The sequence below is a fragment of the Nocardia cyriacigeorgica GUH-2 genome, assembly GCF_000284035.1.
Taxonomy (GTDB): Bacteria; Actinomycetota; Actinomycetes; order Mycobacteriales; family Mycobacteriaceae; genus Nocardia; species Nocardia cyriacigeorgica_B.
This window is the reverse complement of record NC_016887.1, coordinates 3,743,662-3,766,881: the sequence shown is the minus strand read 5'-3', so window position 1 is coordinate 3,766,881 and position 23,220 is coordinate 3,743,662. Positions and strand designations below refer to the sequence as shown.

Here is a 23,220-nt window from a genome sequence, read left to right as displayed (position 1 = left end):
GCGGTGGCGCCTACAGCCGCAGGCCACGGCGACGTTCGAGCGGTTCGGGCCTGCCGATGCGCGGCGGCGCCTGCCGGCCGGGCGGTGCCGGGCGGCCCGCCGGGATCTTGCGGGGCGCGGGCAGCGACGTCATCCAGTCGGCCCACTCGCCCACATAATCCGCGTCGGAGCCGCTCGCTTCGCTGCCGGACGGCGCCTGGTCCCCGCGCGCACTGTCCCGTCGATCCATAACGCCCCCACCTTCGTCAGGTTCTTCCGTCAGGTCCACCTATTTGTACTGGACTGACGGGTCGATGGGGGCTCACGACACCCGCCCGGGCGGGTCGTCCGACCAGCCCGGTGCGGCCGCGATGATCACCAGTGCGCGGTGACCGGGTCGCCGATGCCGACGTTCTCGTAGTACCAGGCCGCGTCGCCGGGGGCGAGGTTGATGCAGCCGTGGCTGACATTGGCGTTGCCCTGGGCGTCGACCGACCACGGTGCCGAATGGACGAACACTCCGCCCCAGGTCAGCCGCACCCCGTACTCGCCGTCGATCAGATAACCCTCGGGCGAATCCAGTGGGATACCGATGGTGCGTGAATCGAAGACGATGTGGCGGAACTTCTCCAGCACCGGGAACGTGCCGGTCGGAGTCTCCCAGCCCGGCTTACCGTAGGAGGCCGGCATCACCCGGACCACCTGACCGCCGATGCTGACGGTGAAGGTGTGGGCCGACATATCCGCATCGGCCACGACACCGGCGTTGGTGGCGAACTCGGTGCGGACCTGATCGCCGAAGCGCACGCTGATGGTGGCGTTGGCGGGCAGGTAACCGGTGGGTGTCCAGGTCAGTTGCCGATCACCGGACCAGGAGAAGGTGCCGGGCAGCGGCCGGTCGGCGGTGATCGCCACCGATTTCTCCGCGGCCGCCCGATCGGCGACATCGGCGTCGAATCGAATGGTCACCGGATGGGCGATGCCGACCATCCGGCCGCCCGACGGCGTGATGGAGGCGACCGTCCCGGCCACCGCGCCCGGCGGGGATCGGTCGATCATCATGGTGTTCGCCGCGCCCGACCCGACCATGGCCAATGCCATGATCGCGGTCGCCAGGAACAAATGCCGAACTACGCTTCGCATGGCTCCACCCCCTTCGAGACGGTGTGGTGGGCAGAGGTCCAGTCTATGCGCGCATGATCAACTTCGACACCGGCTGTTGCCTGCTCGTTACGCGACGCGCCGGGGCTATTCCGTCACCAGCTGCCAGTCATCGGGTAGGCCGTGCACGTGGATCTCCGAGCCCTCCGCGTGCAGAGTGACGGTGGCGGGCCCGAGCCGCATATCGGTGAGCGCGAGCTTGCCCCAGCGTCGCGGTAGCCGCGGGGTGACGATGAGCCGCCGGTTCGGCACGCAGGGGGTGAGCCCGAGGAACGAACGCACCAGCAGCAGCGGCGCGGCACTGGCCCAGGCCTGCGGTGAGCACGAGGTCGGGTACGGGATGGGGGAGCGGAACTCGCCGCGGCCGAATCCGCAGAACAACTCCGGTAGCCGGCCCCCGAATTCGGCGGCGGCGTCGAGCAGCCCGGTGGTGAGCCGTTCGGCCAGCTCACTGGCGCCGGGGATATGGCGGTAGCGCTGCAATCCCGCCACCGCGATGGCGGTGTCGTGTGGCCAGACCGAGCCGTTGTGGTAGCTCATCGGGTTGTAGGCGCCCATGGTGGCGGCCAGGGTGCGCAACCCGAAACCGGAGTCCATCGAGGCGTCGGCGAGCTTGTCGATCAGCTCGGCGGCGCGCTCGTCGGCGACGATGCCCGTCCACAGGCATTGGGCGGCATTACTGGTCAGCGCGTCGACCTGATTCTTGTGCCCGTCCAGCGCGATGGCGTACCAGCCGTTCTTGGCGACCCAGAACGCCTCGTCGAACCGGGACTTGAGATCGTCGGCCTGCCCGCGCAACCGCACCGCGGTCTCGTGGTCGCCGAAATGCTCGGCCAGCTCGGCCCGGGCCAGCCGCGCCGCGTACGCGTAACCCTGCACCTCGCTGAGCGCGATGGACGGTTCGGCCAGATGGCCGCTGGCGTCGTTGATCGCGTCGTAGCTGTCCTTCCAGCCCTGATTGGTGAGGCCGCGGTCGGTCTTGCGGCGGTACTCGATGAAGCCGTCCCCGTCGGCGTCGCCGTACTCGTCGATCCAGGCCAGCGCGGCGTCGGCAGCGGGCAACAGCTCCCGGATCACCGATTCGTCTGCGCCCCAGCGCCAGCACTCGGCCAGCAGCATCACGAACAGCGGAGTGGCATCGATCGAGCCGTAGTACACCTCGCCGCCGAGCACCTGCCCGCCGGCCGGGCCGTGGCGCATCTCGTGCATGATCCGCCCCGGCTCCTCCTCGGTGATCGGTTCGACCTTGGTGCCCTGGAGCTTGGCCAGCTGTCGCAAGGTGCCGACGGCCAGCGCCGAATCCAGCGGCAGCGCCATCCACGAGGTGAGCAGGCTGTCGCGGCCGAACAGCGTCATGAACCAGGGCGCGCCGGCGGCCACATACGCCGGCGAACCGTCGCCGCGACCGTCGATGCGCAGCGCGCCCAGATCGCTTTCGGTGCGTTGCAGCACCTGGGTGAGCCGGGAATCGGTGGCGGTCAGATCGGTCGCGGTGGCCCGCCAGGCCTTGAGCCGGCTGATCGGGCTGTCCTCGTCGTCACCGAAGGCCATCTGCACCCGCCGGTGCGCCACCACCGGCTGGGCCAGGATCTCGGTCTTCCACTGCCCGTGCGCGGGCACGACCACCTGCCAGGTGACCGTGCCGGGCAGCATCACCGGATCGCCGCTGGCGCTGATGGTGAGGCCGCGACCGGGATCGTTGTGGTCGATCAGATGCAGTTCACCGTCGACGGATTGGGCCTCGGCGCTGCCGAGATGTTTGCGCCCCTCCTTCACCGCGAACAGATCGGCGAAATCGGCGTCGGCGAACAGGGTCACGGTCATTGCGGTGTCCTCGTGGCCGAGGTTCTGCACGATGATCGCCTCTTTGAGACCCTGGCCGATCATGCGTTTGCGCACCACCAGCACGGTGCTGTCGGCGATGCCCTGGCGCGGCTGCTTGCGCATGATGAACCGCGCCTTGAACGCCTCGGGGGTGAGCACCGTGAGCTGTTCGGCCGCTTGACCGTCCAGCCGCAGCTCCCACCGCGAGATCACCCGCGCGTCCCGGTAGAACAAGCCCTGCGAGGTCCCCGAATGGATATCGCCGAGCTGATCGGACAGACAGAAGGTGCTCGCCTCGACGAGGGTGATGGTCCCCCCGCCGCCGTTGACGGCGGCGGGTTGACCGGAATTGAGGACCCTGAGGGGTTCGCTCATGCTCGACTCCAAGCCGGTGTCGTGCCGTTGTCCGCGCGCAGACCGAGCAGGCCGCTGCGCCGGAGCTCGACGGTGGTCAATTCATCTGCCGGGCGATGGGATTCGTCCCACGCTTCGAGTATGCGGTAATAGGCCGCTTCGTATCCGGCGCCGAGCTGATCGACACCGAAAAGTTCTTCGACGCGCTTGCGGCACGCGTAGGGATCCAGATCGCCTGCCTTCGCGATCGCGGCGGGCAGTTCGGCCGGATCGTCGCAGATGATGCCGGTGACCCCGTCGACGACCACTTCCTCGACCGCGCCGCCGCGCAACGCCACCACCGGGGTGCCGCAGGCCATCGCCTCGATCATCACGATGCCGAAGGGCTCCTCCCACTGGATCGGGAACAGCAGGCAGCGCGCCGAGGCCAGCAGCCGGCGCTTGGCCACCGCGTCGGCCTCGCCGAAGACGTGATCGCGCTCGGTCAGCAGCGGCTCGATCTCCTTGGCGAAGTACGCCTTTTCCGGCGGCTCATTGCATTTACCGGCCAGGATCAACGGAATTCCGGCCTCGTGGGCGGCGTGCAGCGCCAGATGCGGGCCCTTGTACGGCGCGTAGCGGCCCAGGAACAGCGCGTAGTCCTTCTTCTCCACCTGGAACGGCCATTCGCTGGGTCGCAAGGCATTGTGCACGCGGGCGATCCAGTTGAACGACGGCGCCAGCGCGCGCTGGCGGTCGCTGATCGCGACCAGCCTGGTGTGTTCGTCGAGCGCGCCGTAGTAGTCGCACATATCGCCGTCGACCGGGCCGTGCACGGTGACGGCGGTGGGGATGCCGAGCGCCTCGTAGGCGGGGGCGTTGAGCGGTCCGGCGAAGGTGTGGTCGTGGATGATGTCGATCGGCCGGTTGCGCGCCAGCGCCTCGATGATGCGACGCACCTTGAGGGCGTTGACCACCTCGGGGAACGGATCGCCGAGCCGGTCGGCCTGGATGCGATCCCAGACCGGGATGAATTCCGCTGCGGTACCGGGCTTCCCGGCGCCGAGCAGGGTGACCTGATGTCCGCGCGCGACGAGGGTGTCGGCGAGTTCGGCGACCACCGCCTCCACCCCGCCGTACCCGGCGGGCGGGACATCGAAATACGGGGGAGCGACGAGAACGATGTTCAGGGGCCGGTGGCGGGAGGCGCCGGGCACCGCGTCGCTGCCGGGTTTTCGGCCCAGCATGTCGGAGTCGGAATCGGTGGCTTCGTGAGTGAAAATGGTGCTCAACGTCAATCCTCCTCAACAGTGGCCGTGGCGCGCGCAGGGCGTGCCGGACGGCCGGTGGGTGGAGCTGATTGCAACGAAAATCACTGGCGCCGAAGGTGAGCGGCGCAAGCATGCAGCAGCGCAGTGCTGCACGGACAACAGGCGAGGTGTCCGAGCGAGCGTCGTGGATGATCTACACGGCGCCGGCTCCCGCCCGATCCGGGGCCAGCGTGAACGCTGCGCGGCCGGTGGCCGTCGCGTTCAGCGTGTACCTGGCTCGGCGTAGAACCAGGCACTCGGGTGAGCAGTAGCGGTGGATGTCATGGGCGCGGCGTGCCTGTCCCACGGTCAGCTCGCCGGGATCGGCCGAGCAGTCCGCGATGTTGGAAACGACCTGGCGCACCGTGATGACGTCGATCCTGGATGCCTGTTCCGACTCGCGGTCCAGTTCCTCCGGTTCGAGCGCCCGGGGCGCCGCGATGTACCCGATCCTCACCGTTACCTCCTGCATGTCGAGCTCGAGCTAACAGTTACGGCAACCGGTCCGGCTGCCGATCACGCTGGTGACTCGTGGTGACGCACAAAGCAGGTGAAGCCTGAAAACGGTTCGTGAAGTGATGCGTATCACGCAACCGCGGCCCAGTGTACGCGCACTCAGTTACCTACTCGGCAGTTCCCAGGTCGAAGCCGGATTCCGCGCCGGAATTCACCCCGAATCGGGCATCTACAGTGCAGTTGTGGTGGGAGCGGGCGGCTTTCGCGATGTCTCGATCGTGACCTCGGAGGGTTCGTTTGGCGGTTTTAGGCCGTGCTGGCTATGTGTGAGCTACCTATTTCTGGGTACCCGGATGCGGCAACGGCCCGGCCGCCGCAGCAGCCGGGCCGTCGAAGGGGAGGGTTCAGCCGCGTAGCGCGTGCAGCACGTCCGCGTACACGGCGTCGGCGCGGGCGATGATGGTCTCGATCCGGCCCAGCGCCGCGGCGAAAGCGGCGCCGTCCTCGGCCGACAGCGACCCGACATTGATCTCGATATTGAGCCGCGAACTCGTCGCGGCCGCGCGGGCGGCGTCGGCGGCGGCACCGATATCGGTGACCACGTTGGGATTGCCGATCGGCAGCAGTTCGGCGGCCAGCGACAGCACCTCGTCGGCCTCGTCGACCACCGTGGCGGGCACCCTGGCCGCCTCGATCAGCGCCGCGGTGATCGCGGCCGAGCGGGCCTCGGTCTCCTCGGGGGTGTTCTTGGGCAGCTTGTAGGCCGCGCCCACCGCGGTGAAGGCGGCCGCGTCGGCGTCGGCGAGCGCGAGGGCCCGCTGCCTGGCCGCGTCGGCGGCCTCGATGATCCGGTCGACGACGGGACGGTGCTCGGCGTCCTTGGCCCGGGTGGTGTAGCGGGCGACCATCGCGATCAGCGCCGCACCCTGGGCCGCGTGCAGCGCAGCGACCGCGCCTCCGCCGGGCGCGGGCACCTTGGCCGCCAGATCGGCCAGATATCCGGCGACGGTCGCGTCGGCGAAGCTCGGCGTGAGATCCGGATGCGAGGTGGTCGGCTGCGACACGGCGGTGTGGCCTTTCGTTCTGCTACGACGGGGCGCACTCAACCTACCGCCATCCGGGTGTGGCCGGTGGCAGGCGGTCGGATACCCGTGGCTATGTTGAGTGCTATGCGCATCGGATTGGGTATCAATTATTCGGGGGGCTTCAAGGAGGTCGCGGCCGAGGTCGCCGACCTCGAGCGGGCGGGCCTGGATGTGGTGTTCGTCCCGGAGGCCTACTCGTTCGACGCGGTGAGCGCCCTGGGGTACCTGGCCGCCAAGACCGAGCGTATCCAGCTGGCCTCGGGCATCCTGCAGCTCTACACCCGCACCCCGAGCCTGACCGCGATGACCGCCGCGGGCCTGGACTTCGTCTCCGACGGGCGGTTCCTGCTCGGTCTCGGCGCCTCCGGCCCGCAGGTGATCGAGGGCTTCCACGGCGTGCCCTACGACGCGCCCATCGGCCGCACCCGGGAACTGGTGGAGATCTGCCGCAAGGTATGGCGGCGTGAGCGGCTGGAATACGACGGCAAGTACTACCAGATCCCGCTGCCCGCCGACCGCGGCACCGGCCTGGGCAAGCCGCTGAAGCTGATCAATCATCCGGTGCGCGAACGCATCCCGGTGCTGCTGGCCGCGCTCGGGCCGAAGAACGTGCAGCTGGCCGCGGAGATCGCCGAGGGCTGGCAGCCGATCTTCTTCCTGCCCGAACAGGCCGAGAAGGTCTGGGGCGACGCGCTCTCGGCCGGTCTGGCGCATCGGGATCCGGCCCTGGGCGCGCTCGACGTCTACGCGGGCCCGGCGCTGGCCATCGGTGAGAACGTCACGCCGCTACTGGAATTCGTGAAACCGCATCTGGCCCTCTACATCGGCGGCATGGGCGCCAAGGGTAAGAACTTCTATCACACCCTGGCCACCAAGTACGGCTACGGCGCCGAGGCCGACCGCATCCAGGAGCTGTACCTGGCCGGCAAGAAGGAAGAAGCGGCCAAGGTGGTACCGGATGACCTGGTCCGCGACATCTCGCTGGTCGGTCCGGCGAGCTTCGTCAAGGAGCGCGTCGCCGCCTTCGCCGAGGCGGGCGTGACAGTGCTCAATGTGGTGCCGATGGCGGCCACCCCGGCCGAGCGGGTCCGGCTGATCGAGCAGCTGCGTTCGCTCTGCGACTGAGCCGAAAAGCCACGGGCCCCGCACCGATCGAATCGGTGCGGGGCCCGTGGTCTCGGTGGGGTCAGTTGCCGCCGCGTAGCTCGGCCAGGGCCGCGTCCAGGGTGGTGTGCAGGGCGAAGACCTGATCGAGGCTGGTCATCTTGAGCTGACGGCTGGTGGCCGGGCCATCGGCGACCACCGCGATCGAGGTGGCCTCACCGGCGCGCTGATGCGCCGCGACCAGGGCCGCCATGCCCGCCGAGGCCAGGAAGGTGACCGCGGTCAGGTCGATGATCAGGCTCGCGGGTTCGCTGCCGAGGGCCGCGTCGATCGCGTTCTCCAGGGCGGGTGCCGTGGCCAGGTCGACCTCCCCGGTCACCGTGAGCACGGTCGCCCCGTCGCGCGTGGTGACAGCGGTGGTCATCGTGTCGGTGAGGGGATACGCGTCTCCGGAAGTGTTTGTCACATCATCACAATCTGCCATGGTCCGGGCGATCCTGCCGAATCGTCACGCGGACACCTGTCGGTTCGTTCCACGCAGCGGGTTGGCCACCGGGAACGCGATCGCCGGCAAAGTCACCGACATCCGCACTCTGGTGCCGGACCCGCTGTGGTCGATGTCGAGCTCTTCGGTGAGCGCACGCATCATATCCAGTCCCCGGCCACGGTACCCGCGATCGGCCGACTGTGGCTTCCAGTTGCCGGTGTCGGTGACCCGGATCTCCACCTTCTCGGTGTCACACTGCGCGCTGAGCTCGACCACGCCGGCGTCATCGTCGCGGTAGGCGTGCTCGATGCTGTTGCTGCACGCCTCGTTGGCGGCCGCGACCAGGTCGGAGGCCAGATCGTGCGGCACCGCGGCCGCGGTCAGCCAGGCCTTCAGGGTGCGCCGCAGCGCCGACAGCTGCTCGGCCCGGGCGGGTACCTGCAGGTGCAGCGGCGCGGGCGGCTGACGGTAGACGACCATGGCGACGTCGTCGTCGTAGCCGCCGGCCGGGCGCAGCCGCGACAGCACCGCGTCGGCCACCTCGCGCGGCAGCCGTTCGTGGGTCTCGGCCAGCACGTCGGCGATCTGGTCGAAACCGTCGTAGATGTCGACCCCGCGCTGTTCGACGAGCCCGTCGGTGAACAGCACCAGCGTCGAACCGGGCGGCAGCGGGGTGGTGGCCTCCGGGCGCCGCGGCATATCGAAGGTGGCCAGCGGCACCGCGCGCCCGCCTTCGAGCATGCGCCCGGTGACGCCGACGTCGGCGAGGATGGGCGGCATATGGCCGGCATTGCTGTAGCGGACCAGCCCGCGCACCGGGTCGAGCACGGCCGCGCACACCGTGGTGCACATGGCGCCGGGTATGCGGGCGGCGACGGTGTCGAGTTCGGCCAGCAATTGCGCCGGGCCCGCCCCGCGCAGCAGCAGGGCGCGCGCGGCGGTGCGCAGCTGGCCCATCACCACCGCCGCCGACAGGCCACGGCCGACGCAGTCGCCGACCACCACGCCGATGGTCCCGTCCTTCAGCGGCACCACGTCGTACCAGTCGCCGCCGATCTCCAGCGGCGGCAGCGCCGGTTCGTAATGCACCGAGAACCGTGGTGGCAGCTCGATCGGGCCGAGCATGGCCCGCTGCAAGGTGAGCGAGGTGGCGCGGGCCTGGTCGAAGTTGCGTGCCCGCTGCACCGCGAGGCTGAGATGGCCGATGAGCAGGGAGAACAGTGTCCAGTCGGCGGCACCGACCACCCGCGGCGCGGCGAAACGCAGCCACAGTGCGGCGTCGGCGGTCTCGCCGAGTGGGGCGACGATGCCCTCGGCTCGGTCGGCACCCTCGGGTACCGCGATGAGGGTGCGGCCGGGCCGCAGCCGGGCCCGTTCCAGCAGCTCGCGGGTGTCGTCGGCGAGCACCTGCGCCGGCCGCGGTTCGCCGACCGCGTCGGGTTCGGCGTCCACCGCGGCACCCGAGACGTACACCTCCGGGGCGCCCTGCCGGGTGGGCCACACCGCCACCACCGCGGTTTCCGCGCCGACCGTGCGGCGCAGTTCGTCCAGGCCGACCTCGAGCACCTCGGCGACGCTGATGGCCGAGGCCAGCGCCGTCGCCAGCCGCGAGGCCGCCTGATCGCGGGCCTGGGCGTCGTGCTCGGCGGTGACGTCGCGGATGGTACCGACGAAGATCCGCTCATTGCCCTCGGGCTTGACCAGCGTGCTGGTACTGACCGCCAGCCAGCGGTCGCGGCCGTCGCGATGCCGGATCTGGGTGACGAACCGCAGCGCCGAGGTCCCCAGATCGGGGTAGCGCCCGCCCTCCGGCAGCGACCACGGATGCGGCAGCGCGTAGGGCACCTCGTTCGCGCCGTAGCCGGTCAGCTCGCCGAAGGCGGAGTTGACCTCGATGATGGTGCCGCGGGAGTCGGCGACGAAGAACCCGTCCTGCAACGACTCCACCAGCGCGGTGCGGAACTCGTCGCGGCCGGCCAGATCGTCGGCGCGGGAGCGCTGCTGCTCGTAGCGGCGGGTACCGTCGAGGTAGCCGCGGGTGGCGACGTCGAGGGTGATCAGCGTCTGCAACAGGAATTCCAGCGCCGATTCCTCGAGCGCGCTCGCCCCCGGCCCGCCCGATGCGGCCTGCACCTGTTTGACCACCCGGAAGTGGTTCTCGGTGAGATCGAGCAGGCTGATGCCCTCGACCAGGGCCCGACGGCCCAGCTCATGGCCTTCGGCGAGGCTGTCGTGCGCCGGGGAGCGCAGATGCCGCCGCAGCGCATCGGCGTAGTCGTCGAGGAAGGCGGCCAGGACCGTGCTCATCGTCGGCACCCACCGCTCATGAGGTTCCGTTCGTGCCACGCACCCGGGCCGCCAGGACCAAGGCGTCGTCGCTGTCTTTGGCGTGCTGGTCCAGCAGCGTGGCGGTGATGTCGACGGCCGAGGTCGACAGGTCCACGGAGGTGTCGGAATCGATGACGACACCGTCGGTCGACATCAGCAGCAGATCCCCGGGACGCACCGCGACGGTCTGCGGTTGCAGATGCGGAGGCAGCCGATAGCCGACGATGCCGCCGGTCTGCAAGACGGTCGCGCTGATCGAGGGCCCGGTGGGGCCGGCCGTGAACAGATGGGTGTCGACATTGCCGACCCCGAGCCACTGCACCGACTCCGCGCCGAACAGCGCCAGCGCGACCGCGGCGCCGCGGGTGTCGGCCATGGCCCGATGACACAGCACCATCAGCTCATCCAGCGGTTCGGTGCGATGGTCGGCGAGCACCTGAGCGGCCCGGTCGACCGCGTTCGCGGCGGCCGCACCATGGCCGAGCCCGTCCAGTACAGCGAACAGCGCGGTCCCGGCCCCGGTGTCGAGCACCACGCACCGATCGCCGGAGATCTGTTGTCCGGGTAAGGCACGACCGGCAACGGCCCACTCGATCCGGCCGATGAACCCGTCATCATGCACCGTTGGGTACCCACTTCCACATCTCCACCAACGTGCCGCGACCGGGGCCGGAATCGACCGTGAGCCGGTCCATGAGCCGTTTGGCGCCCGGCAGGCCGAGGCCGAGCCCGAGGCCGGTGGAGTAGCCGTCCTCCATGGCCCGGGCGATATCGCGGATGCCGGGCCCGTTGTCGCTGGCCTGCACCACCAGGGCCTGGCGGCCTTCGCGTTCGTCGACGAGTAATCGGATCTCGCCGCTGCCCGCATAACTGGTGATGTTGCGCGCGACCTCGGAGATGGCGGTGGAAATCATGGTGCGGTCGGTGAGGGAGAAGCCGAGTTGTTCGGCCAGTTCACGTCCGGCCTGACGAGCGGTGACGATGTCGTTGGACATTTTCACCGCGATGACTCTGTCCTCAGCGGCCACTGTCACGACCGTCTCGCCGCCGGGCAGGGACATTGCTGTTCAGCCAGGCCAGGCCCTCTTCCAGGTCGAGGGCCGTGTGCATGTCCTCGAAGGTGAGGCCGAGCTGGACCATGGCGAACGCGACTTCGGGTTGCAGCCCGACGATGACGGTCTGAGCGCCGCGCAGCTGGGTCATATGCGCGATGGTGCGCAAGGACCTGGCGGCGAACGAATCCATCACGTCGATCGCGGTCACATCGACGATGATGCCGTGCGCGCGGTACTTGCTGACCTGCGTCATCAGGTCGTCTTGCAACCGCTCGGTATCGGCATCGGTCAGTGCCGATTGCACCGACGCGATGAGATATGTGCCCTGTTTGAGAATCGGAACCGGCATGGGCGGCTGATCAACGCCCGCCGCGCTCGGAGACGCGTGAAATCTCGTAGCCCAGCAGCCGTTCGGCCTCCTCGATACCGCCCTGGAGGTCGCCGACCGCGTTCATCTTCGACAGATCCAGGCCGATGGTGACCAGGGTGAGCGCGATATCGGAGGACAGGCCGGTGATGATGACGTTGGCGCCCATCAGCCCGGACGCGTCCACGGTCTGCACCAGGTGGTTGGCCACGGTCTGGTCGATCTCGGGCACACCGGTGATGTCGATGACGACCACCTTGGCGCGGTTGGCGCGGATCGCGCGCAGCAGCTGTTCGGTGAGCTGGCGGGCGCGCTGGCTGTCGAGCACGCCGATGATCGGCAGGATCAGCAGCTGTTCGCGCACCTGCAGCACCGGGGTGGACAGCTCGCGGATGGCTTCCTGCTGCTGGCGGATGACGCGTTCGCGCTCCTGCACGAACGACACGCCCACGGTGTTGGCGATGCGGTTGGCGGCCGGTTCGTAGGCGTCGAGGACGTCGTTGAGCAGTTCGAAGTTCGACTGGTACTTCTCGAACAGTGAGCGGGCCAGCACGTCACGCAGCAGCAGCACGATGCCGAGGATCTCGTCGGTTTCGACGCCTCGGGGGATGATGCGCTCGGACAGGTCGCGCGCGTAGGCCTGCAGCGCTTCGACGCTACCGGTCTCGAGCACCTCGACGTAGTTGTCGAAGATCGAGGTGGCCTCGGAGAAGATCTCCTCCGGCGTCATGGCGGTCAGCAGGCGGGCATCGGTGATGCGGCGCGCCCATTCTTCCCGCAGCACGGTGCGGTTCTGGCGCAGGTGCTCGACCAGCTGCGGAAGCAGGTTGTCGACCGGTCCTGCGGCCAGTGAGTCCGCCGAAAGGCTCATGGACACCTCGGACATGAAAACTCGGGCCCCTTTCGACGGGTCTGTCGGGCCGAGCTGGTCGGCCTGGGTTGCGCTCGGCTGCGTGCCGATATCGAGCCTAGTCATACCCCAGCGGTCGTGCCGTCGAAACCACCAGGTCGTGCTGTCGCATCGTGGCGTCGGTCACCACCGGTTCCGGGTGGCGGCGCGAACCCGTGTTCCAGGGCCGCGAGGACCTCGTCGAGGTAGACGGTGAGATCGGTATCGGCGCGGGTCAGCCAGGCGTCGAAGGCCGCGCGGGCGGCGGCGAGGGTGGTGCGTCCGACGGCCATCGGGATGAGTGCGTCCTCGGGCTGGCCGAGGCGGGCGGCGGCGAAAGAGCTGACGGTGCGTTCCCAGGCGTCGTAGTGGGCGCCCGCGGTGGCGGCCAGCGCGGGCACCGTGGCCACCAGTTGCATGCGGGTGCGTAGTTCGGGGACGTCTTCGGCGCGGTAGCGGTTGGCGTTGACCACTACTCGGCGCACCGCGGTCATCAGCGGGATGTCCGGATCGACGGTCGCGAACGCGGCGCGCAGGGCGTCGACCTCGGCGTCGAACTGGTACCAGAGCACCTCGGCCTTACTGGGGAAATAGCGGAAGAAGGTGCGCCCGCTGACGCCGGCGGCAGCGGCGATCTGCTCGACGGTGGTCTCGTCGAAGCCCTGTTCGCTGAACAGCCGCATGGCGATGAGTTCGAGGGCGCGCTTGCTGGTACCGCGCGGGCGCCCGCGGGTGCTGTGTGCCGTCACGGCTATTGATTATGCGGCCGAACGGCCTATTGATTATGTCAGTGAGTGACGTTAATGTCGGCGCCATGATGGCGGATCTCACATGGACCGAGGCGGGCGAATATGTCGCCTCGGGCGTGATCCTGGCCGTGCCCGTCGGTTCCACCGAACAGCACGGCCCGCATCTGCCGTTGTCCACCGACACCGATATCGCTCTCGCGCTGTCGGCCGGCCTGGCCGCGCGACGCCCCGATGTACTCGTCGCGCCGGCGATTCCGTACGGCTCGAGCGGCGAGCACGCCGGCTTTCCCGGCACCCTGTCCATCGGCGCGGCCGCGCTGGAACTGCTGATCGTCGAGCTATGCCGCTCGGCCACCGACTCCTTCGACCGGATCGTGCTGGTCAACGGGCACGGCGGCAATGTCGAACCGCTGCGGCGGGCGGTTGATCTGCTGCGCAGCGAATCCCGTGACGTGCGCCTGTTCCTGCCGCGCTACGACGGCGACCCGCACGCCGGACGCACCGAAACCGCTCTGCAACTGGCGTTGTCGCCCGAGCGTGTTTATGCCGAACGCGCCGAGGCCGGCGACACCCGGCCGCTGCCCGAGATCCTGCCGCTGTTGCGTAGCGGGGGAGTGCGCGCAGTGAGCCCCAACGGCGTGCTCGGCGACCCGGCGGGCGCGACCGCCGCCGAAGGCTCCGCGCTGCTGACCGACCTGATCGACCGACTGACCGAACAGACCCGGCTGTGGTGGCCGGTGACCTCCCCCGAAAGGACCCAGCCATGAACCCGTGGTTCGAGACCGTCGCCGAGGCGCAGCGGCGCGCCAAGAAGCGCCTGCCGAAATCGGTATACGGCGCGTTGATCGCCGGCTCCGAACGCGGCCAGACCATCGAGGACAACCAGGCCGCCTTCGCCGAACTCGGCTTCGCCCCGCACGTTGCCGGACCCATCGGGGAGCGCGATCAGTCGACCACCGTTCTGGGCCAGCAGATTTCGATGCCGGTGCTGATCTCGCCGACTGGTGTGCAGGCCGTGCACCCCGACGGTGAGGTGGCCGTCGCCCGGGCCGCCGCCGCGCGCGGCACCGCCATGGGACTGTCGTCGTTCGCCAGCAAGCCGATCGAAGAGGTGATCGCGGCCAATCCGGCGACCTTCTTCCAGCTCTACTGGTGCGGCAGCAAGGACGAGATCTCCGTGCGCATGGCCCGGGCCAAGGCGGCGGGCGCGGTCGGGCTGATCCTGACCCTGGACTGGTCGTTCTCGCACGGCCGCGACTGGGGTAGCCCGGTCATCCCGGAATCGCTGGATCTGCGGACCATGATGAAGTTCGCCCCGCAGACGCTGGTCAAACCGCGCTGGCTGAGCACCTACGTGCGGTCGGGCAAGCTGCCCGATCTCACCGCCCCGAATATGGCCGTCGGCGATGCGCCCGCACCCGGATTCTTCGGCGCCTACGGCGAATGGATGGGCACCCCGGCCCCCGACTGGGCCGATGTGCGCTGGATCTGTGAGCAGTGGGACGGCCCGGTCATGCTCAAGGGCGTCATGCGCGTCGACGACGCCCACCGCGCCGTCGACGCGGGCGTGGCCGCCATCTCGGTGTCCAACCACGGCGGCAACAACCTCGACGGCACCCCGGCCGCCATTCGCGCGCTGCCGGTCCTGGCCGATGCGGTCGGTTCGCAGATCGAGGTGCTGCTCGACGGCGGGATCCGGCGCGGCAGCGATGTGGTCAAGGCCGTCGCGCTCGGCGCCCGTGCGGTGATGATCGGGCGCGCCTACCTCTGGGGCCTGGCCGCCAACGGGCAGGCCGGGGTGGAGAACGTGCTCGACATCCTGCGCGGCGGCATCGATTCGGCGCTACTGGGCCTGCGCAAGACCAGCATCACCGAACTCGACCGCAGCGACATCGTCGTGCCCGCCGGTTTCGAACGCACCCTTGGGGTTCCGGCCGCGCACGAACTCGGCGCCGCAGTTTCGAATCCCGCCTGACGATCGAACCTGCCTGACAATCGAAAAGGCCGGCTCACCCGTGGTGAGCCGGCCTATCTATTGCCGTTCGAAGCGCGGTGATGCTTCAGTAGGACGTCGTAGATATCGGCCAGTGCTGTCAGCTGCTCGCGATCGAGGACGTCGATCATGTGCCTGCGCACGCTGTCCACATGCGCCGGTGCCGCCGTCGTCAGCACCTCCACACCGCGCGGGGTGAGCCGGGCGGCGGTGCGGCGGGCGTCATCGGGAATGGGCGTGCGCGCCACCAGCCCGCGCCGTTCCATCCGGGTGATTTGATGCGAGAGCCGGCTCTGCGACCACTCCAGCTTGGCGGCCAGATCGGCGAAGGTCAGGCAGTGCTCGGGGTCTTCGGCGAGATAGGCGAGGACCGAATACTCGACGTAGGTGAGGTCGGATTCGCGCGTCGAATCCCGCCCGACCGCGGCCGCGATCAGGTCGCGGGTCCGGACGAATCCCAGCCAGGCCCGCCTCTCGACGTCATCGAGCCAGTGGGGGTCGGTCACGTTGGTGCTCCAATTCCGGCGGTTCGAATCAGGTGCCGCGCGCCGGCGCACCGCGCGATACCTGCTGGAACGAGAGTTAGCACCCCCGGGGTTGAACGTGCAACCTTTTGTGGCCGATCCCAGTGTGACGACCGTTGGATAGGGTTGCCTAACCGCGTGTGTGGTCGCGTCCGGTCGTTAGGCTCGCTGTGCTTCAGTCCAGCCGTGGCTGTTGCCGAGCCCGACACTTTGCCCGAAGGAGTGCGCTTCAGTGACCGCCGCGCCGGACTTCCGCTACTCAGACCTGCTGCCGATCGGTGCCGATGACACCCCGTACCGGTTGCTCACCACCGAAGGCGTCAGCACCTTCGAGCAGAACGGCCGCACCTTCCTCCAGGTCGAGCCGGAGACCCTGCGGATGCTCACCGCCGAGGCGATGCACGACATCAGCCACTACCTGCGGCCCGCGCACCTGGCCCAGCTGCGCAAGATCATCGACGATCCCGAGTCCAGCGGCAACGACCGTTTCGTCGCGCTCGACCTGCTCAAGAACGTCAACATTTCGGCAGGCGGCATCCTGCCGATGTGCCAGGACACCGGCACCGCCATCGTCATGGGCAAGAAGTCCGAGGGTGTGCTCACCGGCGTCGACGACGCCGAATGGATCAGCCGCGGTGTGTTCGACGCCTACACCAAGCTGAACCTGCGCTACTCCCAGCTCGCGCCGCTGACCATGTGGGACGAGAAGAACACCGGCTCGAACCTGCCCGCGCAGATCGAGCTGTACTCGAATCCGGGTGATCCCGCCGATCCGTCCTACAAGTTCCTGTTCATGGCCAAGGGCGGCGGTTCGGCCAACAAGTCGTTCCTGTACCAGGAGACCAAGGCCATCCTGAACCCCACCCGGATGCTGGAGTTCCTGGACGAGAAGATCCGCTCGCTGGGTACGGCCGCCTGCCCGCCGTATCACCTGGCCGTCGTCATCGGCGGCACCAGCGCCGAATTCGCCTTGAAGACGGCCAAATACGCCTCCGCGCACTACCTGGACAACCTGCCCACCGAGGGCTCGATGACCGGCCACGCCTTCCGCGATCTCGAACTCGAAGAAGAGGTCTTCCAGCTCACCCGCGAATTCGGCATCGGCGCGCAGTTCGGCGGCAAGTACTTCTGCCATGACGTGCGCGTGGTGCGCCTGCCCCGCCACGGCGCGTCCTGCCCGGTCGCCATCGCCGTGTCGTGCTCGGCCGACCGTCAGGCGCTGGCCAAGATCACCAAGGACGGGGTGTTCCTGGAGCAGCTGGAAACCGAACCGGCCCAGTACCTTCCCGAGCAGACCGACGCGATCCTCGGTGGTGACGTGGTCAAGATCGATCTGAACCGGCCGATGTCGGAGATCCGTGCCGAGCTGTCGAAATACCCGGTCAAGACCCGGCTTTCGCTCACCGGACCGCTGGTCGTGGCGCGTGACATCGCGCACGCCAAGATCAAGGAGCGCCTCGACGCCGGCGAGCCGATGCCGGACTACCTGCGCGATATGGCCGTCTACTACGCCGGCCCCGCCAAGACCCCCGAGGGCTACGCCTCCGGCTCCTTCGGCCCCACTACCGCCGGCCGCATGGACTCCTACGTCGACCAATTCCAGGCCGCGGGCGGCTCTTTCGTCATGCTGGCCAAGGGCAACCGCTCGGCGCAGGTCACCAAGGCATGCAAGGAGCACGGCGGGTTCTACCTCGGCTCGATCGGCGGCCCCGCCGCGCGCCTGGCGCTGGACTGCATCAAGAGCGTCGAGGTGCTCGAGTACCCCGAGCTGGGCATGGAAGCGGTGTGGAAGATCGAGGTCGAGGACTTCCCGGCCTTCATCGTCGTCGACGACAAGGGCAACGACTTCTTCGCCGAAACCCAGAAGCCCATCGCGCTGCGCGTGCGCACCCGCTCCAAGGAACGCGTCTGACCCACGCATCCTGGACTCGGGCGAGTCATAGGTTATGCACATGATGGGGATGGGCTGTGGACAACCACAATCCTGAGTGAATCCGCTTGCGCCGCAGCCCCTTCCCGTCCCGATGATTTCGGCATTCCTGGTGGTCAACGCCCTTGAGGTGGACGACGCTGAAAACCATTGCCGCTTCGGGTATGTGATCCACAACACGTGGATAGCCTTGTGGACAGTTGCCGTTTCAACCTGTTGTCGCAGGTCGCGCTCGTCCGGGCGTGACCTGGGACTCTCGGCGCGTCGCGCTACCATCGAGCGCTATGTGGTCATCGAGCGAAGCGCACCGTAGGCGTCACCCTGGGCGGGCCCGCCTGGCGATCGCGGCCGCGCTGGCGCCGCTCGCCATGGCGTCGAGTGTCGCCGTGGCCCCCGCCCACGCCGCGCCCGCACCTCAGCCGGCGCCGCCACCGTCTGGTGCCGCCCTCGTCTGGCCGATCGCCGCCGCCGGCACCGAAGGCCTCGACCCCCTGCTCGCGCTGGCCTACACCATGGCCGCCGACGAGGCCCACGCCGCCGGCGTCCCCCTGTCCATCACCTCCGGCTACCGCACCCCCGCCGAACAGCAGGCCCTCTGGGACGAGGGCCTGCGCACCCACGGCAGCCCCGACGAAGCCCGCCGCTGGGTCCTCCCACCCGCCGATTCCACCCACGTCACCGGCCACGCCATCGACGTCGGACCCATCGAAGGCGCAGGCTGGCTGGAAGCCAACGGGTACCGCTGGGGGCTGTGCCGCACCTTCGACAACGAGTGGTGGCATTTCGAGCTGGCCACGTTCCCGGGCGCACCGTGCCCACCCCGCGTGCCCGACGCCAGCGTGCGCTGAGTTCGGGGCTACCGGATCCGTCCGCGAGGTGACCTTCCGTGTCCATCGCAGCGTCGGCGAAGTCCTCCGTCCTGGGGCGGCGCTCGGAGATCAGTCCACCGGCGGGGTGAAGCCGCCGATGCGGGTGTTCTGGAAGCTGCTGAACAGCCACTGCCCCTGCTGGCGTACGGCGATTCGGGTCTGGATCGATTTCTCGTCGGGGTTCGGGGTCGCGTCCGGGGGTAGGGGCCGCCCGGACCGGGTGATCAGGATCGCCGTATCCGGCGCCGGGAAACGCAGGTTCAGGACCTCGGGTTCGGGCATCCGGGTTCCTTTCATGAACCCGTTCAACCCTTCCTGCATGGTGGCGGCGATATTCGCGCGGCCTGGGATGTATTCGCCGATCACCGAGACGAACACTGCGTCCTCGGTGAAGGTGTCGGCAAAGGCGGCGCCGTCTGCGGCCGCCCATGCCTCGACCTGTGTGTGCAGGAGTGCTCGCAGTTCCTTTTCGGTGGTGACGTCGTCGGTCATGAGTTCTTTCCTCTCGCTGATGAACCGGGTCGCCTCGTTCACGACGCTGCCAGGGTGGTCCTCGCCTACTCAATGACGTCAGAGGTCATGGGCTGATGGAGGCCGCGACGGCACGATCGCTAATCTTCGGGTGTGCGACAGGGCAACCAGGGTTCTCCGGTCGGGGCGCTGTTGCGGCAGTGGCGGCTCCGGCGACGGCTGAGCCAACTCGAACTGGCCCTGGAGGCCGGCAGTTCGGCGCGCCACATCTCCTACCTCGAGACCGGCCGGTCGCAGCCGAGTCGAGCCATGGTGCTCAAGCTCTGCGCGGCGCTGGATGTGCCGCTGCGGGAGCGGAATACGGTTCTGCTGGCAGGTGGATTCAGCCCCGAATATCGGGAGAGTCCGCTCGACGACGCGGAGCTGGCCGCGGCGCGGACCGCCTGGGAGACCATGCTTGCCGCCCATGAGCCGTACCCGGCGGTGCTGGTCGACAGGTACTGGAACGTGATCACCGCTAATCGCGGTATGCAACTGTTCGGCACCGCGATCGCCGACGAAGTGGCCGCCGAGCCACCCAACGTGTACCGCATCGCCCTCTACCCGGAAGGGCCGGAGACACCCGCCCGGATGGTCAACTACCGGCAGGTCCGAAAGTATCTGCTGGAACGGCTGAACGGACAGGTACGGGCGACCGGAGATCCGGCTCTGCGCGATCTCTACGACGAGGTGTCGGGCTATCCCATGCCCGCCGACCCCGACGAGCCGATCGACGAGGTGACCCCGAGCCCGTTCTCGATCCCGGTCCACATCCGCACCGCCGCCGGCGACCTACGCATGTTCAGCACCACCATGACCTTCGGCGCCCCCTCCGACGTCACCCTCGCCGAACTCGCCCTCGAGCTCTTCTACCCCCTGGACGACTCCACCGCAGCGATCCTGCACGAGTTGGCCCGAGCCGGCGGGCTGCCGATCCAGTCCGAGCTGCACACCCGGCAGTAGCGTTTCCGGCTGTCCACTCCGCGACCGAGGTCCGGCGCACTGGAAGTCCGGCCCGGAAACCCGCTCGCGGCATCGGTAGCTCAGGAGGTTCGGGACAACCACCGGCGCAGCCGCCCCGATTTCGGGCGGGCCCGCCGGTGCTGATCGAGCCAGGCGGGCAACGGTTCGCGCGCGGACAGCCAGGGCTCCGGAATTCCGATGACCGGCCCGGTGCCGGCGCCGGTGAAAGCGGCGACGATCCCGCCGGTGATGGCAGCGGTGGTGTCGATATCACCATCCGCCGCCAGACAGGTAGCGATCGCCGCCGGATAGTCACCGAGATGTGTTGCGGCGGCCCAGATCGCGAGCGGGACCGTATCCTGGGCGGTCACTCGGGAACCGTTGCCGAGCTCGTTCGCGGCCACCTCGACCGGTGCGCCGAGCAAGGCCCGGGCATGTCGGATCCGACGGGTGGTTTCGCCGTCGTCCAGGTAGGCGAGGATAGTGTCGATGAATTCCGCCGAACCGGGCTGAACACCGGACATCCGGGCGGTCGCCGCACGACCGGCCGCCACTGCCACCGCCACCGCACCGGCCACACCTTCGCGATGCAGATGCGTCACCTCGGCCGACCGGACCGCCTCGGCCACAATCCGTTCCGGATCCCCGGCATAGCACGCACCCAACGGAGCCACCCGCATAGCCGCCCCGTTACCGCACGACCCCTGGTGGTCGAACGCGGCCGCCGCGACGTCACGCCAGTGCGCGCCCTCGCGGATCCGACGCAACGAGTCGACGGTCATGAACCCATAGTCGCGCCCCCGGTCACACCGCTTCGCGAACGCGGCAGCCAGCCGATCCTGCCCGATCCCGTCATTGCCACACAGCTCGGCAACCACACTGCACGCCATCTCGGTGTCATCGGTCCAATTCCACGGCCCACCGCTGATCCGCCCCGTCCGAACGTCCTCGATCGGCCGCCGAAGAATGGGAAATGCCGCGCCGAGCGCATCTCCTACAGACAGCCCGTCCAGTGAGTCGAACATCAAGTCGATATGCATCGATAACGATCGTAATCGCGCGCCTAACACGGTACTGATCGGCGATGCACCCACCGTGCGCGAGCTGGCCTCGATGGTGGAGCCGATGTCGGCACCCGGGCGTTCCATCTCTGGCTATCCACGGGTGGGGCGTTCCCATGCTGCTGCGGTTCCGAATTTCCTGGCGAACTCGTCCCACCAGGCGGTGGGTGGCACGGCCAATGCAGCTTCGGCCAGGCCCTTTCCGGCCGTAGTGGTGATGAGGGGGATCATGCTCCGGATGAACCGATCCATCGAGGCAGCCCCGCGCCCTGCTTCCTGGTACTCACGAGCGGTGAGCAGCAGGTCGAGTTTGTCGGCGTCACGAGAACACAGGGCTTCCAGGCTCGCCCCGGGCTGTTTGGCGGATTCGTGTTCGGCTACGGCCGCGCAGATGCGATCGGCCAGTTCCCCAGGCAGGCCGGCGGTTTGATCGGCCACCACTTCGACAGCGGGCACCTGGGTGACATAGGCCTTCCCCGACGCTTGCACGTCACCATATCGGGTTTCCGGAATGTCGTGAAACAAGCCCAACACAGCTGCGCGGTGTGCGTCGGCGCCTTCCATCACGGCAAGCGCGAACGCCAGTACGGCCACCCGCCACGAATGGGCGGCGACGGATTCGCCATCCGTGATCCCCGCGCGCAGCCAACCAGCCCTCGGGAGCGATTTCAGATAACCGAGCTCGTAAGCGAACGTGACCGCTTCCTCTGCGCTATTGGCATCGGTGCTCATTCCGTGCTCCCAACGAGATAGTGGACTTGTTCCAAGAGTTGTCGCGCTCGGACGGTGAGGCGGTCGTCTGCGGTGGCCTGGTCGACAGTAGTTGAGACAAACGACGGCCATCTCGGATGTGTTACCAGCGTTCGCAAAACCGGCGCGAACGCCCGCAGGTGTGAGAGCCCGTCGCCCGACAGGGCGCTCCGCCACGCCAGGCACGGCGATGGCAACGCCCTTCGGGTAGGGGGCTGATCTTGCGACCGATGTCGGATTCGAACTCCACGCTAGGTAGCGACATGCTGCGTCCAGCGCGAGTCGCTGCTATGTGGCGTACGAGCGGCGCACGTTCGCCTGCTGATTGGGTAGATTCCTTGTCGTGGCTGCTGAGCATCCAACTATCTTGGCGACCTCCATGGGTTTCAATCGGGCGCGAGAGCCGTGGGAGCCTTCGCCGGTCTTCCGCTACGCCTTTGAGCTGGCAGGCAATTCGTCACGGCCGAAGTTGTGTTTTGTATCAACTGGAACCGGCGACGAATCGTCCAGTATCGACGCTTTCTACGCGGCCTTTGCTAGAGCCGATGTGGAGGCAAGTCACCTTGCCTTGTTCGACAAGCCCAACGTATCCGACGTCTCGGCGCACTTGCTCGGACAGGATGTGGTGTGGGTCGACCGGGGGAGCGTAGTCAACTTGCTGGCTGTGTGGCGCGCACATGAGCTGGATGTAGTTCTTCGAGAGTGCTGGGAAGAAGGAATAGTTCTCGGTGGTGAATCGGCTGGGTCGGCGTGCTGGTTCGATGGCGGCACCACGGACTCGTTCGGTGATCTGCGACCATTTGTGAACGGGCTGGGCTTCCTTCCCTTTTCCAACGCCGTGCACTATCGAGAACGCCGTGATCATTTTCATGAATGCGTATCGTCACTGTGTTTACCAGATGGATTTGCTACAGACGCGGGCGCGGGGTTGCATTTCTCTGGTACGGATTACGTGACTGCAATCAGCGACAGAAGCAATGCAGGAGCATATAGATTGTCACGCCGATCGGACGGGACGGTCACCGAAGAACCTTTGGATGTCAAGCGACTCAGGCGGTAGGTGACAGGCACGTTTCAACATCACGGCCATGCATCGAGTCAGCGCATCGTAAACTCGCGGCTGTCGCGTGAGCTCATCGGACGAAGTGCCGATGGTCGAGCACGTAGGCTTCCTGACGTGGGATCGCTGCTCATTCGGCGGGCCGATCTCGCAACATGGTGGGGCCAAGGTCCTCGCCGTAGCAACGGGCAGCGACAGCGCTGAGGTTTTTGCGGATGCGGGGGCCGATATTGTGCTGCCAGACCTCGATGACACCGCCGCTTTTCTGGCAGCGATCAAGCAGGTGCTCGCGTCCTGAGGTCCACTCGGTCGGCTATTCCGCCTTGGGGTGCGCAACTCGCGTTCGGCCGAATCGCGTAGTGCAGTCTCGAATCGACGTGCGTCAGATGGGGATTCAACATCGAGACCAAGTCCGCCGTTCGCGTCGGCGATA

Annotated in this window: 25 protein-coding genes; 8 read left to right on the top strand and 17 right to left on the bottom strand. The window is 67.9% G+C overall.

Features of this window, described 5'->3' with window-relative positions; translation table 11 throughout:
• Nucleotides 1-10: 10 nt before the first annotated feature.
• From NOCYR_RS16935 to NOCYR_RS16910, 6 genes are all read right to left on the bottom strand, one after another.
• Nucleotides 11-229 (bottom strand): hypothetical protein, encoded by a 219-nt coding sequence (locus NOCYR_RS16935; protein WP_014351621.1) that lies wholly within the window; start codon nt 227-229, stop codon nt 11-13.
• 125 nt (nt 230-354) lie between these two features.
• Complete coding sequence (locus tag NOCYR_RS16930; protein WP_048833460.1) at nt 355-1,122, bottom strand: L,D-transpeptidase; 768 nt, start codon at nt 1,120-1,122, stop codon at nt 355-357.
• Nucleotides 1,123-1,227: 105 nt separating this feature from the next.
• On the bottom strand, nt 1,228-3,339 hold the full coding sequence (locus tag NOCYR_RS16925) for a glycogen debranching N-terminal domain-containing protein (protein ID WP_048833459.1): 2,112 nt from the start codon (nt 3,337-3,339) through the stop codon (nt 1,228-1,230).
• Nucleotides 3,336-4,544, bottom strand: a complete 1,209-nt coding sequence (locus NOCYR_RS16920) for a glycosyltransferase family 4 protein (RefSeq protein WP_048834232.1) — start codon at nt 4,542-4,544, stop codon at nt 3,336-3,338. Before NOCYR_RS16920 ends, NOCYR_RS16925 begins: the two co-directional genes overlap by 4 nt.
• Before the next feature lie 217 nt (nt 4,545-4,761).
• Nucleotides 4,762-5,064: a hypothetical protein gene (locus tag NOCYR_RS16915; protein WP_014351617.1), complete on the bottom strand. Its 303-nt coding sequence runs from the start codon at nt 5,062-5,064 to the stop codon at nt 4,762-4,764.
• 403 nt (nt 5,065-5,467) lie between these two features.
• Complete coding sequence (locus tag NOCYR_RS16910; protein WP_014351615.1) at nt 5,468-6,127, bottom strand: cyclodeaminase/cyclohydrolase family protein; 660 nt, start codon at nt 6,125-6,127, stop codon at nt 5,468-5,470.
• A gap of 105 nt (nt 6,128-6,232) precedes the next feature.
• Here NOCYR_RS16910 and NOCYR_RS16905 point away from each other — a divergent pair, with 105 nt between their 5' ends.
• A complete protein-coding gene (locus tag NOCYR_RS16905; RefSeq protein WP_014351614.1) occupies nt 6,233-7,273 on the top strand; it encodes an LLM class F420-dependent oxidoreductase in 1,041 nt (346 codons plus the stop codon).
• A gap of 61 nt (nt 7,274-7,334) precedes the next feature.
• Here the strand turns inward: NOCYR_RS16905 and NOCYR_RS16900 are convergent, their stop codons facing one another.
• The 7 genes from NOCYR_RS16900 to mftR form a co-directional block, all read right to left on the bottom strand.
• A complete protein-coding gene (locus NOCYR_RS16900) occupies nt 7,335-7,676 on the bottom strand; it encodes an STAS domain-containing protein (RefSeq protein WP_014351613.1) in 342 nt (113 codons plus the stop codon).
• An 84-nt stretch (nt 7,677-7,760) separates the two neighbouring features.
• Complete coding sequence (locus NOCYR_RS16895; protein WP_014351612.1) at nt 7,761-10,046, bottom strand: SpoIIE family protein phosphatase; 2,286 nt, start codon at nt 10,044-10,046, stop codon at nt 7,761-7,763.
• A gap of 16 nt (nt 10,047-10,062) precedes the next feature.
• A complete protein-coding gene (locus NOCYR_RS16890; RefSeq protein WP_048833457.1) occupies nt 10,063-10,689 on the bottom strand; it encodes a SpoIIE family protein phosphatase in 627 nt (208 codons plus the stop codon).
• Nucleotides 10,682-11,062 carry an anti-sigma regulatory factor gene (locus tag NOCYR_RS16885; protein ID WP_036537652.1) on the bottom strand — a complete coding sequence of 127 codons (381 nt, stop codon included), beginning with the start codon at nt 11,060-11,062 and terminating at the stop codon, nt 10,682-10,684. The genes NOCYR_RS16890 and NOCYR_RS16885 overlap by 8 nt, the downstream gene beginning before the upstream one ends.
• Before the next feature lie 22 nt (nt 11,063-11,084).
• Nucleotides 11,085-11,471, bottom strand: coding sequence for an STAS domain-containing protein (locus tag NOCYR_RS16880; RefSeq protein WP_014351609.1), 387 nt, complete (start codon nt 11,469-11,471; stop codon nt 11,085-11,087).
• A gap of 10 nt (nt 11,472-11,481) precedes the next feature.
• A complete protein-coding gene (locus NOCYR_RS16875; protein WP_014351608.1) occupies nt 11,482-12,375 on the bottom strand; it encodes an STAS domain-containing protein in 894 nt (297 codons plus the stop codon).
• Nucleotides 12,376-12,461: 86 nt separating this feature from the next.
• A complete protein-coding gene (gene mftR / locus NOCYR_RS16870; RefSeq protein ID WP_014351607.1) occupies nt 12,462-13,127 on the bottom strand; it encodes a mycofactocin system transcriptional regulator in 666 nt (221 codons plus the stop codon).
• Between the two features lie 65 nt (nt 13,128-13,192).
• On the opposite strand from mftR, the gene mftE reads away from it, so the two are divergent.
• Nucleotides 13,193-13,894, top strand: a complete 702-nt coding sequence (gene mftE / locus NOCYR_RS16865; protein ID WP_014351606.1) for a mycofactocin biosynthesis peptidyl-dipeptidase MftE — start codon at nt 13,193-13,195, stop codon at nt 13,892-13,894.
• Complete coding sequence (mftD, locus tag NOCYR_RS16860; RefSeq protein WP_014351605.1) at nt 13,891-15,102, top strand: pre-mycofactocin synthase MftD; 1,212 nt, start codon at nt 13,891-13,893, stop codon at nt 15,100-15,102. The genes mftE and mftD overlap by 4 nt, the downstream gene beginning before the upstream one ends.
• A 53-nt stretch (nt 15,103-15,155) precedes the next feature.
• Here mftD and NOCYR_RS16855 read toward each other — a convergent pair whose 3' ends face one another.
• Entirely contained in the window at nt 15,156-15,626 is a 471-nt protein-coding gene (locus NOCYR_RS16855; RefSeq protein WP_014351604.1) for a MarR family winged helix-turn-helix transcriptional regulator, read from the bottom strand.
• A 250-nt stretch (nt 15,627-15,876) separates the two neighbouring features.
• On the opposite strand from NOCYR_RS16855, the gene NOCYR_RS16850 reads away from it, so the two are divergent.
• Both NOCYR_RS16850 and NOCYR_RS16845 read left to right on the top strand, forming a co-directional pair.
• Nucleotides 15,877-17,556 (top strand): fumarate hydratase, encoded by a 1,680-nt coding sequence (locus tag NOCYR_RS16850; protein WP_014351603.1) that lies wholly within the window; start codon nt 15,877-15,879, stop codon nt 17,554-17,556.
• Between the two features lie 386 nt (nt 17,557-17,942).
• A complete protein-coding gene (locus NOCYR_RS16845) occupies nt 17,943-18,422 on the top strand; it encodes a M15 family metallopeptidase (protein WP_014351602.1) in 480 nt (159 codons plus the stop codon).
• 90 nt (nt 18,423-18,512) lie between these two features.
• Here the strand turns inward: NOCYR_RS16845 and NOCYR_RS16840 are convergent, their stop codons facing one another.
• A complete protein-coding gene (locus tag NOCYR_RS16840) occupies nt 18,513-18,935 on the bottom strand; it encodes an SgcJ/EcaC family oxidoreductase (protein ID WP_014351601.1) in 423 nt (140 codons plus the stop codon).
• 132 nt (nt 18,936-19,067) lie between these two features.
• Between NOCYR_RS16840 and NOCYR_RS16835 the strand changes: the two genes are divergently transcribed.
• Nucleotides 19,068-19,916: a helix-turn-helix domain-containing protein gene (locus tag NOCYR_RS16835; protein WP_014351600.1), complete on the top strand. Its 849-nt coding sequence runs from the start codon at nt 19,068-19,070 to the stop codon at nt 19,914-19,916.
• A gap of 80 nt (nt 19,917-19,996) precedes the next feature.
• Here NOCYR_RS16835 and NOCYR_RS16830 read toward each other — a convergent pair whose 3' ends face one another.
• Both NOCYR_RS16830 and NOCYR_RS16825 read right to left on the bottom strand, forming a co-directional pair.
• Nucleotides 19,997-21,010: an ADP-ribosylglycohydrolase family protein gene (locus NOCYR_RS16830; RefSeq protein WP_231855943.1), complete on the bottom strand. Its 1,014-nt coding sequence runs from the start codon at nt 21,008-21,010 to the stop codon at nt 19,997-19,999.
• A gap of 60 nt (nt 21,011-21,070) precedes the next feature.
• The gene (locus NOCYR_RS16825; RefSeq protein ID WP_014351598.1) at nt 21,071-21,709 is read right to left on the bottom strand and encodes an HD domain-containing protein; all 639 of its coding nucleotides are present in this window, start codon (nt 21,707-21,709) and stop codon (nt 21,071-21,073) included.
• A gap of 361 nt (nt 21,710-22,070) precedes the next feature.
• Between NOCYR_RS16825 and NOCYR_RS28480 the strand changes: the two genes are divergently transcribed.
• On the top strand, nt 22,071-22,787 hold the full coding sequence (locus tag NOCYR_RS28480; protein ID WP_081505434.1) for a peptidase E: 717 nt from the start codon (nt 22,071-22,073) through the stop codon (nt 22,785-22,787).
• Between the two features lie 67 nt (nt 22,788-22,854).
• Nucleotides 22,855-23,085 carry a hypothetical protein gene (locus tag NOCYR_RS16820; RefSeq protein WP_148280671.1) on the top strand — a complete coding sequence of 77 codons (231 nt, stop codon included), beginning with the start codon at nt 22,855-22,857 and terminating at the stop codon, nt 23,083-23,085.
• The last annotated feature ends 135 nt before the right edge of the window (nt 23,086-23,220 follow it).